The sequence below is a fragment of the Anaerocolumna aminovalerica genome, from assembly GCF_900115365.1.
Lineage (GTDB): Bacteria > Bacillota > Clostridia > Lachnospirales > Lachnospiraceae > Anaerocolumna > Anaerocolumna aminovalerica.
This window is the reverse complement of sequence record NZ_FOWD01000010.1, coordinates 61,233-77,881: the sequence shown is the minus strand read 5'-3', so window position 1 is coordinate 77,881 and position 16,649 is coordinate 61,233. Positions and strand designations below refer to the sequence as shown.

Sequence of the window (16,649 nt, the reverse complement as noted above, 5' to 3'; positions counted from 1 at the left end):
ATATTTCATAAAAATAAATAAAAATTATTTTCAAAACCTTTTATTTTGAAAAATATTTTTATTTTCGCTTGCTTTTTCCTATATTTATACTATAATTTTTAATAAAGAAGTATTGGATAACTTATATGTTTTAAGAATTTTCAATGTGAAAAAGCAAAAATGAAAATATTTTTTTTCAAACCAGGTGAAAAAGAAAATTTTGAATGAAAGGCTGCCACTAGAATTCTTTTGCACCTATATTAGGCAGTGTCGTAAGTACTTCTTACGATATGGATTTGGTCTTGTTATGAATATATTAGCCTTAGATGTTGGGGGTACTGCAATTAAGTCTGCACTGATTAATAACGGTGAGATATTAAAAGGGGATGAATGTTTATCGGAAGCCAGGCTTGGTGGTCCCAGGTTAGTTGAGAATATTATGAAAACCATTGATTCTTATTCTGATTATGATGTAATAAGCATAAGCACTACCGGGCAGGTGGACAGTGAAAAAGGATGTATTATATACGCTAATGAAAATGTACCTGATTATACAGGAACTAAATTAAGTATGATCATAAAGAAAAAATATAATAAGCCAGTTTTCCTAGAAAACGATGTAAATGCTGCTGCCATTGGAGAAGGGTTCTATGGTGCCGGTAAAGGTGAAAAAAATTTTCTATGTCTTACTTATGGTACCGGCATTGGAGGTGCTATTGTTTTTAATGGTAAGATATACAAAGGCAGTAATGGCGTAGCTGGAGAAATGGGCCATATGGTCACTCATATAAATGGCTTATCCTGTAATTGCGGCCATAAAGGATGCTATGAACAATATGCATCCACCACTGCCCTTTTACGTAATGCCATGGCCTATGATAATACTCTAAATAATGGATATCTGATTTTCTCAGAATTGGAACAAGGCAATAAAGAGATAAAAGATATAGTAGATAACTGGATTGATGAAATTATATATGGTTTAGTTAATTTAATACATATTTTTAATCCTTCCTGTATTATATTGGGCGGCGGAATTATGAAACAAAAGTACATTATCAATTCTATTAATGAAAAAATCTTAAATAAAATTATGGATAGCTTTCAGGGAATAAAAATAGTTCCTGCCCAATTAGGCAATAATGCAGGCGTTTATGGTATGGCTGCCATAGCCGAACAAAGGTTGAAAAAATGATATTTTTTTGCAATTCATACAAAAAGACAGTTTTTAAAATTTTTCCCCCTGTTATAAATACAAGTTTTATATTATAATCTGTTATAATAGGAATTATTATTTAAATAAGCATAAGAAAGGAAATAGAAATGAAAATTATTGAAGCAAAAGATTATAAGGAATTAAGCAGAAAAGTAGCAAACATAATCTCCGCACAGGTTATATTAAAACCAAATTGTGTATTAGGCCTTGCAACCGGTTCCACTCCTATTGGAACTTATAAGCAGTTAATTGAATGGTACGAAAAAGGAGATATTGATTTTTCTAAAGTTACCAGTGTAAACTTAGATGAATATTGCGGTCTAGAAACCACCAACGAACAAAGTTACCGTTATTTTATGAATCACAATCTTTTTAGTCACATAAATATAGACATTAAGAATACAAATGTACCTAATGGGTTAGCTGCTGATGCAGAAGCCGAATGTAAAAGATATGATCAATTAATTGAAGATTTAGGTGGAGTTGATTTACAGATACTTGGAATCGGACATAATGGCCACATTGGCTTTAATGAACCGGACAGTGTATTTGAAAAAGGAACCCATGTTGTTGAGTTAGACGAAACTACCATTAAAGCAAATGCAAGATTCTTTGAATCCATAGACGAAGTTCCAAAGAAAGCTATCACTATGGGTATCAGATCCATTATGTCTGCAAAGAAAATTATTTTAGTTGCCAATGGTCCGGATAAGAAGGAAATTATAGACAAAGCAATCTACGGTCCTATAACCCCGGAAGTTCCTGCTTCTGTTCTGCAGCTTCATCCGAATTTAACAGTGGCTTATTGCTTTAATGCTTAATGGCATAAAGATTTTAAAAGAAAGGATGTGGAAAGTATGAAATTTATAAATGCAGAAGTATTTGTAGATGGTAAATTTCAAAAAGTGGATTTCGAAGTGAAAGAGGATAAATTTACACTTATTAAAGATGGTTTGACCTCTGATGACCACAAGGATTGTGTAGACTGTGAAGGTAAATTAATTTTACCCGGATTTATTGATATCCATTCCCATGGCTGTGTTGGTTACGATTTTATTAGTGCCAATGTGGATGAAATTGAAAAAATGTGTGAATTTTATGCCAGTAATGGTATTACTTCCATCTTAGCAACTACTATGACCATTGATCCTGAAATTCACAAACAGGCAATGAGAAACATTAAGGAGGCTATTGATACTAAAGTAAAGGGAAGCCGAATTGTAGGAATCAATATGGAAGGTCCTTTTCTTGGAGTAGACAAAAGAGGTGCTCATGATCCAAAGTTTTTAATGGATATTGATAATAATTTTTTTGATGAATTAAACCAGTTATCCGGTAACAACATAAGAATTGTGGACATTGATCCAAAACTCCCACATTCCAATGAATTTATTGAAAAATACTCAGATTCCCTAACCGTTTCTCTTGCACATACAAGCTGTACTTATGATACAGCCAACAAAGCAATTGAATCCGGTGCATCCCATGTAACCCATCTGTTTAATGCAATGAACGGTTTGCATCACAGAGAACCGGGAATTGTAGGGGCTGTTTCTGATAACGATGTTCATGCAGAAATTATTTGCGATGGCATACACATTCATCCAAGTGTTATCCGTCTTATGTTTAAAGCAGAATCAGATAAACTGATTCTTATTTCTGATTCTATGTGTGCAGCCGGTCTGGAAGACGGTATTTATGAACTTGGTGGTCAAAAAGTTATTGTAAAGGACTACAAAGCAACTTTGGAAGACGGAACCATTGCAGGTTCTACCGTTAATGTTTACGAAGCGTTAAAACGTGCCATTCATTTCGGAGTACCAAAAGAAAAAGCAATCCTTAGCGCAACTATGATTCCTGCCAAGTCTATTAAAGCAGAAGATCAAATTGGTTCAATTGCAGTTGGCAAAAAAGCTGACTTTGTAATATTAGATCAGGATTACAATATTGAGAAAGTTTATCGGGATGGTCTTTTAATATAATATTTTTTTATAATAGAAAGGGTACCCTGTCAGGTAACACAACCTCTTATACTGTGTCTGACTGACAGGGTACCCTTTTTCTCAATTTATTTTAAATATTCTCTGCTATTACTGATCCAAGTATAGATTCATAAGACATGCATCAAAGTACTTTCCATCAATAAGAAAGAATTTCTCATAATATCCTATTTGTTTAAATCCAAACTTCTTATAAGTATGTATGGCCCTTTCATTATCTGCTTTTACAGTTAATTGAATAACAGAAAGTTTCGCTTTCTCTTTTCCAAATTGTATCAGTTCTTTTAACATAGCTGAACCAACACCTTTATTCCAATATTCTTTTTTAACTGAAATAGCCAATTCTCCCCGATGGGATATTCTTTTTCTCCCAAAGCCAGATAAGCTACCTACAGATACAATGGCATCATTATCTTTCGCCAATAACATAACGGAGTTTAAGGAACCATTGAACTCTTTTATAAACTCCTGTTCCTCTTCTACTGTCATATAAAACTCATTTTTACCAAATAAAAGATTATCACTTTCTCCGCCTACTATATTTAAATATTTTATAATAGCTTCTGCATCTGCTTCTGTAGCTTTCCTAATTAATATGTTTTCCATGAAATCTCCTCCTCTTTACCATGAAAATCTATATTCTTTCTCTTTCACGGCTATTTAGCAGTCAGCTGGAAGTTGTAATTACTTATCTTTTTTTAAGATTCGGTTCTTAATGAATAAAGCCGCGCAAATAAGGAAAATAAGCCCCAAAACAACAATAGTAATCTGGGTAAAGGTATCTGTTCCCTTAACTATCTTTTCCCAGGAAGCACTGGCTACTACACCTAAAATTACTAATACCGTATTCCATATAAGAGAACCTATGGTTGTAAAGATCATAAAAATTCCAAATTTCATATTTGCCATTCCGGCAGGTATGGATATTAAACTTCGAACAATTGGTATACATCTGCAAAATAAAACGGTGCTTTTACCTTTGCTGTTAAACCAATCACAAGCTTTATATACATCCTCTTTTCTAAAATGCAGTATCTGACCAATTTTTCCATCCAGAATTTTACCCAGACGTTCCGCTGATAAAATACGTCCTACTCCAAATAAAACAACCGCACCCAGTAAAGAACCTATGGTAGATGCCACCACAACCCCCCATGCATGTAAGTTTGTATATGTTGTCATAAATCCGCCAAAGGTTAATATTACCTCAGAAGGTATCGGCGGAAATATATTTTCTAACATAATTAACATGGATATTCCCAAATACCCAAAATCGTCCATAATGTTAATAATCCAATCCTGCATAATCAAACTCCTCTTACTTTTTTTATTAATTCAATTCATTATATTGTATATTGTTATTTTTTACAACCCTTAATATATTAAGATACTGATAGCAAATATAAACCTTTTGTGTTATTATTTACATAAACAATTGTAAAATATTTTTGACTAATTTGAAGAGAATGGAGAGTTTTTATGGGTTTTTTAGATAATATGGGCATATGGATTTATTTTATTATTTTCTTTGGTAAAATTCTGGAAGTAACCGTTGCAACCGTCCGTGTTGTACTCATTAACCGGGGAGAAAAAAAGATCGGAGCATTTATTGCATTTTTTGAAATTTTAATATGGTTATTTGTTACCGGAACCGTTTTAGATGGATTTCAAGAGGACATATTGCGAGTTGTAGTGTTTGCATTGGCGTTTTCCATAGGGAATTATTTGGGTTCCTGGATGGAAAACAAATTAGCTTTTGGACTCAGTTCTATTCAGGTTATTGTACCAAATAATGAACAAAGCCATGAGTTGTTAGATGATTTAAGACAAAGTGAATTTGCTGTTACAATAATTAAAGGACAAGGTAAAGATGGAGAAAGAGACTTAATGGTACTTCATCTGCTTCGTAAGCGAATACCGGAAGCAATGAAAATAATTCATTCTCATTTAGAAAATGCCGTAATCATTATCAATGATGTAAAAACCTTAAAGGGCGGATATATTAAAAAGTAACAAAAAATAATTTTTATTCTACATAAAAAATCAAATTAGAAAATGGTTTCGGAAAATAAGCCCGGAACCATTTGTTTTATAAAAATTTGATAAAAGAGTAACCTAATAAAATGTTTACTTGTTGACTAGTATACCAGTTGAATGATATAATTATTCCCATCATAAAAACAGCTTATAATACAAATCCTATTAGTGTCCTAAAAATCTGCATTTCAATAGGAGGAATCTTATGAACAGAATACACTATAATGTATCCGGACTACTGAATAATTCTATAAAAACTCAGGTTAAAAACGTTTTAAGTGAAATTGACGGAGTTCATAAAATTAATGTGGACTTAGGCAGAGGTTCTATAGAGGTAGGTTATAATGATTCCACGAATGAAAATGAAATCAGAAATAGTATTGAACATGTAGGATGCAGAATTGAATAAGTGTTATCATATCACTATAGTAATTCAATAAAAATTTACTATTTGAAGCTGTTGCAAAAAATAATTTATTCAGAGAATTCAGTATAACTGAATTTATTCAGAATAACAATTTTGCAGCAGCTTCATTTTTTACATTATTGTTATTGCATTTTACCAGGAGGGTAAGTTTATGAATTTAAAAGAAGAAGCTAATAGATGCTTATTATGTAAAAATCCAAGATGCTCCAAAAGATGTCCTATCAGCACTCCTATTCCGGAAATTATTCAACTTTTTAAAGATGATCAAATTGAAAAAGCCGGTGAAATGTTATTTGAAAATAATCCATTATCTGCAATATGCGCCATTGTCTGTGCCCATGAAAATCAATGCATGGGTAATTGCATAAAAGGTATTAAAGAAACACCTGTTGAATTTTATGAAATTGAAAAATATATTTCATCTGCTTACCTGGATTCCGTCCAATTAAAAGCTAAAACTCAGCTTGAAGACAGAGTAGCCATAATAGGCTCAGGACCTGCCGGCCTTACTATATCTTTCATGCTTGCTTCCAGGGGTTATAAAGTAACCCTGTTTGAAAGTAAAGAAAAAATCGGCGGTGTATTAAGATATGGTATTCCGGAATTTAGATTACCTAAGAGATATCTGGATCAAATAGAGGATAAATTAATTCAATTAGGAGTTAAAATCAGACCTAACCGTTTGGTTGGTCCTGTACTTACCATTGATAAACTTTTTGAAGATGGTTATAAAGCAATTTTTCTCGGAACCGGTGTATGGAATCCAAAGCGGTTGAATATTAAGGGCGAAAGCTTTGGTAATGCACATTATGCCATTGATTACTTAAAGAACCCAAATGTTTATAGATTAGGCAAAAAAGTATGTGTTATTGGAGCAGGAAATGTTGCAATGGATGCTGCCAGAACTGCCAAAAGAAGTGAGGGTGTTGAAGAAGTACGTGTCTTTTACAGAAAAGATTTTGAAGATATGTCTGCAACAAAGGCAGAGATTCAGGAAGCAAAAGAAGACGGCGTTTTATTCGATCTATTTAAAGCTCCTGTTGAAATATTAGACAATGGTATAAAATATATTAATACCAAAAAAATAACTGATGAAAATAACAAAGTAAGTATAGTTAATGTTCAGGGTTCTGAGGCTGTTTATGAATGCGACTCGGTAATCATTGCTGTCAGCCAGTCTCCCCGTAATAATATTGTATCTAATACAACCGGTTTGGACACAGACAAACTGGGATTACTCCTTGCTGACGAAACCGGACATACTACCCGTGAAGGAGTATTCGCTTCCGGAGACGTAGTTACCGGTGCCAGAACCGTTGTTGAAGCAGTAAATTATGCCAAGATGGTAGCCCAGCATATTGATGAGTATTGTAAAAAGACTCATCAGAAGGTATAACACCTCTTTACAAATTCACTGAAAAACCTGTTTTGTCATTCCTTCTATTTTAATTCTGAATCTTTAACAAGCATTTCAGAATACTTAGATCCGCTGCGTTTTTTAATTTCAGCTTCACGGAACAGGCTTATTATGACAAAGCAGGAGTTTTTCAGCTCTTTCTCTTCTTGTTTTTCCACAAAAGAATCATATTAATAGTTCTACAGCATCCCTTCCGGAACATTTGTGTTTGTGTAATTTTCCTTTATCAACCTATATTATTACAAAACAAAGGTAATTTTTGATATCTTTATACATATATTTTCAATTCTCTTCGATTTTTTAATCTATTTCTAATCTTACTCTTATTTACTCACTCCAAATATTATAGTAAAATTATTAAATAAGTATAAAGAAATTAGTTTAAAGGGAATAATGTAGTATAACTTCCTTTAATTAATTTATTATTTTCTTTTACACAAAAAACTAAAATTAGAGAGGTGTTTTTATGTGGTTTTCAAAATCAAAAGATGACGTTACAAAAGAATTGAACGTCAATCCTTCAACCGGTTTGACCACTCAGGAAGCGAAAGCCAGACTTGAGAAATATGGTCTTAATAAGTTGAAGGGAAAACCAAAGAAAAGTTTAATTTCCCTTTTCTTTGCACAACTTAAGGATATGCTAATTTATGTTCTGTTAGCAGCTGCTGTTATTACAATATTCATTGGTGAATATGTTGACTCCATTATCATCCTTTTAGTTGTACTTATTAACGCAGTCATCGGTGTAGTTCAGGAAGCTAAAGCTGAAAAAGCAGTAGAAGCTCTTCAGAAAATGACAACGCCGAAATCCCTTGTTAGACGTGATGGGGAAGTTAAAGAAATTAATTCCGAGGAAGTTGTTCCTGGTGATATTGTTATATTAGATGCAGGTAGATTCATCCCTGCTGATTTACGTTTGTTGGAAAGTGCGAATCTACAAATAGAAGAATCTGCACTTACAGGTGAATCTGTACCTTCTAATAAAGATGCAGATGATATACATGAAGATCCAAAAACACCAATTGGTGATAAGTCAAATATGGCATTTATGTCTACCCTTGTTACTTACGGCAGAGGTGAAGGTATTGTTGTAGCCACTGCCATGGAAACAGAAATCGGTACCATTGCTAAAATTCTGGATGAAGATAATGATGAATTGACTCCATTACAAAAACGTTTAGAAGAATTAGGAAAAGTCCTGGGATATTTATGTATTGGTATTTGTGTTCTTATCTTTGGTATTGCTCTTTTACAAGGAAGAGATTTATTTGAGATGTTCTTAACAGCAATCAGTTTAGCAGTAGCTGCAATTCCAGAAGGTTTAGCTGCTATCGTTGCTATCGTTTTAGCATTAGGTGTTACTAGAATGTCTAAGATCAACGCAATTGTTAAGAAACTTCCTGCGGTTGAAACCCTTGGTTCTGTTAATATTATCTGTTCTGATAAAACAGGTACATTAACGCAAAATAAGATGACCGTTGTAAAAAATTATACAATTGGCAATTTAAAAGATGTTTCCGTTACAGGTGAAAATCTTACACCTTCTACCGACGAGGCAGAATTAATTCGTTCCTTAGTACTTTGTTCTGATGCCACTTATGAGAATGGAGAAGGTACCGGAGATCCTACTGAAATCGCACTTGTTGTATTAGGTGATAAATATAACATGAAAAAATCGGATTTAAATACAAAGCATAAGAGAGTTTCTGAAAATCCATTTGATTCAGATAGAAAATTAATGTCAACTCTAAATGTGGAGGGTTCCGGTTACAGAGTTCATACAAAAGGTGCTATTGATAATTTATTAAAAATATCTACTACTGCACTTGTTGATGGAAAAGTAGTTCCATTAACAGAAAACTTAAAATCTGATTTATTAACGAAAACAGAAGAAATGTCCGACGGGGCATTAAGAGTTCTTGGTGTTGCTTACAAAGATACCACAAGTATGATTGCACCTGAAGATATGGAAAAAGATTTAACTGTTATTGGTATTGTAGGTATGATTGACCCTCCAAGGTTAGAGGTAAAAGATTCCATCAAAGAAGCAAAACTTGCAGGTATTACACCTATTATGATTACAGGTGACCACAAAAATACCGCTGTTGCTATTGCAAAAGAATTAGGTATTGCCGAATCAATTGAACAAAGTTTAACAGGTGCTGAAATTGATGAATTATCCGACGAGGAATTCTCTGACAAAATTAATAATTACAGAGTATTTGCCAGAGTTTCACCGGAGCACAAGGTTAAGATTGTTAGAGCATTTAAAGCTCATGGAAATATTGTTTCTATGACAGGTGATGGTGTAAATGATGCTCCATCCTTAAAATATGCTGATATCGGTGTTGCTATGGGTATTACAGGTACAGACGTTGCTAAGGGTGCCAGTGATATGATTTTAACAGATGATAACTTTACAACTATCGTAAATGCTATTGAAGAAGGTAGAAATATCTATAATAACATTAAGAAATCTGTTATTTTCTTACTATCCTGTAACTTAGGTGAAGTTATTACCGTATTACTATCCATCATCTTCAAATGGCCGATACCTTTAACAGCTACCCAACTCCTTTGGATCAACTTAATTACTGACGCACTGCCAGCCATTGCATTAGGTGTTGACCCAGGGGATAAGGATGTAATGAAGAAGAAACCAAGAAATCCTAAGGAAAGCTTTTTCGCAGGCGGTGCCGGTGTCAGAGCAGTAATTGGCGGCGTGTTAATAGGTTCTCTAACCTTACTTGCCTTCTATTTTGGTTTAACAGAACGGGGATATTTATTCGGTGCCGGAGATCCTACTGAAGAACAGTTATTGTATGCCAGAACAATGGCTTTTGTGGTACTTGCCGGTTCCCAATTGTTCTACTCTTTATCTGTAAGGAATTCATCAAAATCCATTTTCAAAATTGGTTTATTCTCTAATATGAAATTAATCGGTGCTATTATAGTTGGATTTATACTTCAAGAAGTTGTTATTTCTATTCCGGTATTAGCAAATGCATTTAACGTACACAATTTACCGCTTAATGACTGGGCAATTGTACTTGGATTTGCATTGATTCCTCTTATCGTAAATGAAATTATTAAATTTATCATGAAAATTCGTGAAGAAAAAGAAGAAGCAAACTCTAATTAATAACAAGTCTTATTTAATTTTAAATAACTTATCCTAACAGTGCTTTGGCTCTGTGTATGGAAATGAGGTGGGATTCCCTGAATCCCACCTCATTACTGTACTTAGAGACATTCACTTAAGTCTGTACCTTCTTATATTTTTGTAATATCTACTAAGGTAATATGATCTTTATCTGCATTTTCCAGACTGGTAAGCAGGGCATTGGCCGTATCAAGAGAAGTTAAGCAGGTTACCCCGGTCTCAATGGAGGTACGGCGAATCAAAAAGCCATCCCTTGTCTTATCTCTGCCCTGGGTTGGGGTATCAATGACTAAATCAATTTCATGACTTAGTATTAGATCTAATATAGTTGGTGCTTCTTCATCCACTTTATGAACGGGAATGGCTTCAACTCCATTCTCATTCAATACTTTTGCAGTATTTCTTGTTCCGTAGATTTCATATCCCAAAGCTTGAAAGCGCCTTCCAACTGTAACAGCTTCCTGTTTATCTCCATCTTTTACCGTTATGATCATTTTTTTATTCTTAGGAAGGTTTATGCCTGCTCCTAAAAAAGCTTTGTATAGGGCTTCATTGAAAGTCTTTGCGATACCTAAGCATTCTCCGGTGGATTTCATCTCCGGTCCCAGACTGATGTCAGCACCCCGTAATTTCTCAAAAGAGAACACCGGCATCTTAACAGCTATATAGTCAGCTTTCGGAGCAATTCCAGTTCCATAGCCTAAATCAGATAATTTAGCTCCCAATATGACTTTTGAAGCAAGCTCTACAATTGGTATTCCGGTAACTTTACTTATATAAGGAACGGTTCTGCTTGAGCGGGGATTTACTTCTATTACATACACCTGATTATCAGATACTATAAATTGTATATTTATCAGCCCTATAACTTGAAGGGAGCGTGCCAGTTTTCTTGTGTAGTCTACAATTATTTCTTCTGTCTCATGGGATATGCTCTGTACCGGATATACGGAAATACTGTCGCCGGAATGAACCCCTGCTCGTTCCACATGCTCCATAATGCCTGGTATTAATATATCCTCTCCATCACAAACTGCATCCACTTCCACTTCTTTACCCATTAGGTACTTATCTACCAGAATGGGATGTTCCTGCACATTCAGATTAATAATGCTCATAAACTCCCTGATGCCTTCATCAGATATGGCTATCTGCATTCCCTGACCTCCTAATACATAGGAAGGCCTTACCAATACCGGATAACCTAATTCATTGGCAGCTATAACAGCTTCCTCTGCTGTAAATACCGTACGACCTGCAGGCCTTGGTATTCTGCATTTTTCTAATATTGCATCAAATAATTCTCTGTCTTCCGCAGCATCTACATTCTCAGCCGATGTACCAAGAATCTTAACTCCCATTTTCAACAGGGCTTCTGTTAATTTAATGGCTGTTTGACCACCAAATTGTACCACTGCACCTTCCGGCTGTTCTAAATCCACGATATGCTCCACATCTTCCGGTGTTAAGGGTTCAAAATATAGTTTATCTGCAATATCAAAATCTGTACTGACTGTTTCCGGGTTGTTATTTACAATAATAGTTTCATAGCCACTTTTACGTAAAGCCCATACACTATGAACAGAGCAATAATCGAATTCAATACCTTGTCCAATTCGAATAGGGCCGGAACCTAAGACTAATATTTTTTTCTTATTATTAATTGCTGCCCCTTCGTTTTCACTTTCATAGCAAGAATAATAGTAAGGTGTAGCTGCTTCAAATTCCCCAGCACAAGTATCCACCATCTTAAAACTTGGAATAATCTTATATTCTTCTTTGCGTAATTTCTTAACTTCCTCTAAGGATTTTCCTGAAAGTTCAGCAATTACCCGGTCCGGATATTCCAGTCTTTTGGCTTCCAGCAATAATTCTCTTGTTAAAGGCTTTTGCTTTAAATCCGATTCTATTTCCAGTAAATACGAAATTTTATCTAAAAACCAGATGTCTACTTTAGTGATGGAATGGATTTCTTTAAGGGAAATACCTCTTCGAATGGCTTCTGCTATTACAAATATTCTTCTGTCGTCTATAATATGTAATTTTTCTCTTATTTCTTCCCTAGTAAATACTTCATAATTACCATGGCGGAAACTATAAATGTTTTGCTCCAACGAACGGATGGCTTTCATCAAAGCACCTTCAAAATTGGTACAGATGCTCATAACTTCCCCTGTTGCCTTCATCTGAGTCGTTAACGCTCTTTTTGCCATAATGAATTTATCAAAGGGCCATTTTGGTATCTTAACAACAACATAATCAAGCGCCGGTTCAAAGCTGGCATAGGTTTTACCGGTAACGGCATTCTTAATTTCATCCAAATTATAGCCTAAAGCAATTTTTGCTGCAACTTTTGCTATAGGATATCCGGTAGCTTTGGAGGCCAAAGCGGAAGAACGGCTTACTCTTGGATTTACTTCTATTACACAATATTCAAAGGTATTGGGATTAAGTGCATACTGTACATTACATCCGCCGGTAATATTTAACTCTGTAATAATATTCATGGCAGAAGTTCTTAACATTTGATATTCTTTATCAGAAAGTGTTTGAGAAGGAGCTACAACAATACTGTCTCCTGTATGAATTCCCACGGGGTCCAGATTTTCCATATTACAGACTATAATACAATTCCCCTGACTATCTCTCATTACTTCATATTCTATTTCTTTCCATCCTGCAATGCTTCGTTCAATTAAACATTGCCCCACACGGCTTAGTCTAAGACCATTGCTGCAGATATCTGCAAGCTGCTCTTCGTTATCTGCAATTCCGCCACCACTTCCACCTAATGTATAAGCAGGGCGTACAACAACAGGATAACCGATTTTATCTGCAAAAGCTTTTGCCTCTTTCACAGTGTTTACCACGGTACTTGGAGCGCAAGGCTCTCCTATTTTCTCCATGGTATTTTTAAACTCCTGACGGTCTTCTGCTTTTTTGATAGTTTCTGCTGTAGTTCCAATGAGGCTAATCTCATTTTCCTTTAAAAATCCGGATTCCTCTAATTCCATAGCTATATTTAATGCTGCCTGGCCTCCCAGTGTAGGCAATACACTGTCCGGTTTTTCTTTCAGAATAATCTTTTTTACCAACTCAGGTGTTAAGGGTTCAATATATACTGCATCTGCAATATCTTTATCAGTCATAATAGTAGCTGGATTGGAATTCACCAATACTACCTTAATACCTTCTTCTTTTAAGGATCTGCAGGCTTGTGTACCCGCATAATCGAATTCTGCTGCCTGTCCGATTACAATTGGACCGGAACCAATTACTAATACTTTCTTAATATTATCTATTTTGGGCATTATTTTGACACCTCCATCATCTGCATAAACTCATTAAAGAGAAACTCCGTATCCTGTGGCCCGGAACAGGCTTCCGGATGGAATTGGACAGTAATTATATTCCTTCCCAAATAATGAAGTCCTTCTATAGTTCTGTCATTGGCATTTATAAAGCTTGGTTCGGCTATGCTGTCACTTATATCCTCCACTACATATCCATGATTTTGTGTAGAAATATACACCCTTCCGGTTTTTAGATCCTTCACCGGATGATTGGCACCTCTGTGGCCATATTTCATTTTTCTTGTATTACCGCCGTTAGCAAGAGCCATTAACTGATGTCCTAAACAGATTGCAAAGATAGGTATATTACTATCATATAATTTCTTTACTTCCTTGATAATATCAGCGTATTCTTTAGGATCTCCAGGACCATTGGATAACATAATTCCATCCGGACTATCTCCAATAATTTCTTCTGCTTTTGTAAATGCCGGGTACACCGTAACATCACATCCTCTTTTTAGCAGACAAGCTGCTATGTTATTTTTAGAACCAAGATCCAATAATGCTGTTTTAAATTTACCGGTTTTATAAGGATGTACTTTAAGTCCCCTTCTTGCTTTTTCTGCCTCTGTTAACTTGTAGTCTTCTGAAAGAATAGTTTTCTTCTCCTTACAGGTCACTAAATTCACTGTATTAGTAGAATGGTGATTCTTTAATTTTTCAACAACTTCCTGTAGGTTAAAGTTCCCGTTGATAGTAATCATACCATTCATGGTACCTTTCTCTCTTAATATCTTTGTTAATGCCCTGGTATCAATACCTGCTATTCCGGGAATATCTTTTTCTTTTAAGAATTCCTCAATACTACTCTCACTTCGGAAATTACTTGGATGCCTTGCTAATTCTTTTACAATATAGCCCCCTACCCATGGTTTTGTTGATTCCATATCTTCATAACAGATACCATAGTTGCCTATCAACGGATATGTCATCACAACGGACTGACCGGCATAAGAAGGATCCGTCAGTATTTCCAGATAACCGGTCATAGAAGTATTAAATACAATCTCGCTAATTATTTCCCGGGTTGATCCAATACTTTTTCCCATAAAGACATTACCATCTTCCAGAATCAAAAATGCTTTCATAATTTTCTCCCTTTCAAAAACTTGTCTATAGTAACAATAAATTTGCAAATTTATAAAAGTAAATACGATTCTATTTTCTTATTACCGGTATTTTATTTGTAATACTAATTTCATGAAAAATGTTATATAACATGATATTTACTTACGCAAAGAATAGGTATGAACCCAATTGTTATACTTCTATTCCTATGCTAATTATAGGTACCCAAATTGATAAGATTCTATCACAACTTTTTTTTAAATACAATAGTTTATTAATTTTTATTCAAATGTATTTATTATTATTCATAATCTTATTTATAAATATATATAATAAATAATTTAAGTTTCATTTGTTTTTTAGATTAAAAACTGAGTAATTTTTGAAAAAACCCACTCGATTTAAAGTAATCGAACCTTTTGAAATGATATAACTTTCCTTATATCTTAAAGCTTGTCTTTTAATAAATTATTGACATTCTCCCGCTGATATATATCCGAATAATTCCCTTTTATTTCTTCCTGTTTCAAGACCGGTTTAAATACAGGGCTGTAAATATTAAGAGGCATATAAATGGATGCTATTATCTTTCTAACTAATACATCTATTTATATGCCTCTTAATTATTTTAATTATCTATCAATCTATTTTATTAAGTCCTTGAATAATTTGTTTTTATAATTCTGCAATACGGGTTACTGCTACATATAATTCTGATATTCGATACCATGTAGGTAAATCAACAATTCCATTAGCAGGCAAACCAAAAGTTCTTTGAAACGCTCTTACTGCCTCGGCAGTACCTTCACCGAAATTTCCATCCACTGCAACTTTTGGTATGATGCTATAGACATTGGCAACTGCATTTAGCTGTTCCTGAATGGTTCTTACCGGCTGCCCGGTGGATCCGATGGTCAAATTACTGCCCGGCCAGGAGGAAGGTACCCCTGCTACTTCCGGTGCTGTATTAATGAATATAGTATCGCCGTAATAATTACGTAGGATTTGGATGGCTTCATAACCCTGATCTCCAAGATATTTACTTCCCCATTGGGTCATCCTTGTAGTAATAGGGTATGAATTATAAAACGTATTATAAAGAATATAGTGTGTATTGAATAACTAAAAATCGCTATAAAGCATTTTAAAACATGTAGTATTATGTTAATATAAGTTAATAAAATATTGTACTAATACAAACGTCAAAAAAGCTATTACACTGCACTTTTTACAAATGTGCAGGACATTTGTAAATTTTCGTACAAGTAATAGGGTTTGTTATTATTTTTCTTTCAACTATGAATATGACCTGTAGCAATTTACTATACTATGTAGATAGCTATTGAGGAGGATATGACATGTGCGGCAGATATTATATCGATGATGAAACATCAAAAGAAATTGAAAAAATTTTACAGAACATTGATAAGAAAAATTCTGGAAAAAGTTATAAAACCGGCGAAATATTTCCAACTGAAACAGTTCCTATTTTGGTAGCGCAAAAAGATGATATGGTTCCAGATTTACTTACCTGGGGATTTCCTAATTCTAAAAGTAAGGGAGTCATAATTAATGCCCGATCCGAGACGGCTTTTGATAAAAATATGTTCCAGGAAAGTCTGATATCCAGGCGCTGCATTATACCGGCAAACGGGTTTTACGAATGGAATAAAAATAAAGAAAAAATCTATTTTACTCAACCGGACAGTGATATTATTTACATGGCCGGGGTATACAATGTTTTCAACGAAGAAAGCCGGTTTGTAATTCTTACTACTAATGCCAATGACTCTATTCTGGATGTACATGATCGGATGCCCCTTATTTTGCAGAGAGAGGAGCTTCATTCTTGGCTGTTTGATAATAACCGGACTCAAGATTTTTTGAAACAGGTACCAACTATCTTAGAAAGAAAATCTGAATACCAGCAAATCACGCTGGAATTTTAGCCAAGCTGATTTTCCACTTGCCTACAAGCAAGTTTAT

Annotated in this window: 12 protein-coding genes and 1 pseudogene; 8 read left to right on the top strand and 5 right to left on the bottom strand. The window is 34.5% G+C overall.

The window, feature by feature from the left end:
• The first annotated feature begins 286 nt into the window (after positions 1-286).
• From BM183_RS07620 to nagA, 3 genes are all read left to right on the top strand, one after another.
• Positions 287-1,174: an ROK family protein gene (locus BM183_RS07620; protein WP_091685807.1), complete on the top strand. Its 888-nt coding sequence runs from the start codon at positions 287-289 to the stop codon at positions 1,172-1,174.
• A 128-nt stretch (positions 1,175-1,302) separates the two neighbouring features.
• Positions 1,303-2,016 (top strand): glucosamine-6-phosphate deaminase, encoded by a 714-nt coding sequence (gene nagB, locus BM183_RS07615; protein ID WP_091685806.1) that lies wholly within the window; start codon positions 1,303-1,305, stop codon positions 2,014-2,016.
• A 36-nt stretch (positions 2,017-2,052) separates the two neighbouring features.
• Positions 2,053-3,177: an N-acetylglucosamine-6-phosphate deacetylase gene (nagA, locus tag BM183_RS07610; protein WP_091685804.1), complete on the top strand. Its 1,125-nt coding sequence runs from the start codon at positions 2,053-2,055 to the stop codon at positions 3,175-3,177.
• Positions 3,178-3,285: 108 nt separating this feature from the next.
• On the opposite strand, the gene BM183_RS07605 is transcribed toward nagA, so the two are convergent.
• Both BM183_RS07605 and BM183_RS07600 read right to left on the bottom strand, forming a co-directional pair.
• Positions 3,286-3,801: a GNAT family N-acetyltransferase gene (locus BM183_RS07605; RefSeq protein ID WP_091685803.1), complete on the bottom strand. Its 516-nt coding sequence runs from the start codon at positions 3,799-3,801 to the stop codon at positions 3,286-3,288.
• Between the two features lie 78 nt (positions 3,802-3,879).
• Entirely contained in the window at positions 3,880-4,500 is a 621-nt protein-coding gene (locus BM183_RS07600) for a DedA family protein (RefSeq protein ID WP_091685801.1), read from the bottom strand.
• Between the two features lie 174 nt (positions 4,501-4,674).
• Here BM183_RS07600 and BM183_RS07595 point away from each other — a divergent pair, with 174 nt between their 5' ends.
• The 4 genes from BM183_RS07595 to BM183_RS07580 all read left to right on the top strand — a co-directional run bounded on the left by BM183_RS07595 (position 4,675) and on the right by BM183_RS07580 (position 10,218).
• On the top strand, positions 4,675-5,208 hold the full coding sequence (locus BM183_RS07595; RefSeq protein ID WP_091685799.1) for a DUF2179 domain-containing protein: 534 nt from the start codon (positions 4,675-4,677) through the stop codon (positions 5,206-5,208).
• Between the two features lie 229 nt (positions 5,209-5,437).
• Complete coding sequence (locus tag BM183_RS07590) at positions 5,438-5,641, top strand: heavy-metal-associated domain-containing protein (protein WP_091685797.1); 204 nt, start codon at positions 5,438-5,440, stop codon at positions 5,639-5,641.
• A gap of 169 nt (positions 5,642-5,810) precedes the next feature.
• A complete protein-coding gene (locus BM183_RS07585) occupies positions 5,811-7,055 on the top strand; it encodes an NAD(P)-dependent oxidoreductase (RefSeq protein WP_091685796.1) in 1,245 nt (414 codons plus the stop codon).
• 487 nt (positions 7,056-7,542) lie between these two features.
• Positions 7,543-10,218 carry a cation-translocating P-type ATPase gene (locus BM183_RS07580; RefSeq protein ID WP_091685794.1) on the top strand — a complete coding sequence of 892 codons (2,676 nt, stop codon included), beginning with the start codon at positions 7,543-7,545 and terminating at the stop codon, positions 10,216-10,218.
• A gap of 131 nt (positions 10,219-10,349) precedes the next feature.
• Here BM183_RS07580 and carB read toward each other — a convergent pair whose 3' ends face one another.
• The 3 genes and pseudogenes from carB to BM183_RS07565 form a co-directional block, all read right to left on the bottom strand.
• On the bottom strand, positions 10,350-13,550 hold the full coding sequence (gene carB / locus BM183_RS07575; RefSeq protein ID WP_091685793.1) for a carbamoyl-phosphate synthase large subunit: 3,201 nt from the start codon (positions 13,548-13,550) through the stop codon (positions 10,350-10,352).
• Positions 13,550-14,683, bottom strand: coding sequence for a carbamoyl phosphate synthase small subunit (locus BM183_RS07570; protein ID WP_091685791.1), 1,134 nt, complete (start codon positions 14,681-14,683; stop codon positions 13,550-13,552). Before BM183_RS07570 ends, carB begins: the two co-directional genes overlap by 1 nt.
• A 655-nt stretch (positions 14,684-15,338) precedes the next feature.
• Positions 15,339-15,722, bottom strand: a pseudogene (locus BM183_RS07565) (peptidoglycan-binding domain-containing protein); the annotation flags it as partial.
• A 299-nt stretch (positions 15,723-16,021) separates the two neighbouring features.
• Between BM183_RS07565 and BM183_RS07560 the strand changes: the two are divergent.
• Entirely contained in the window at positions 16,022-16,612 is a 591-nt protein-coding gene (locus BM183_RS07560) for an SOS response-associated peptidase (RefSeq protein WP_091685787.1), read from the top strand.
• Positions 16,613-16,649: the final 37 nt, after the last annotated feature.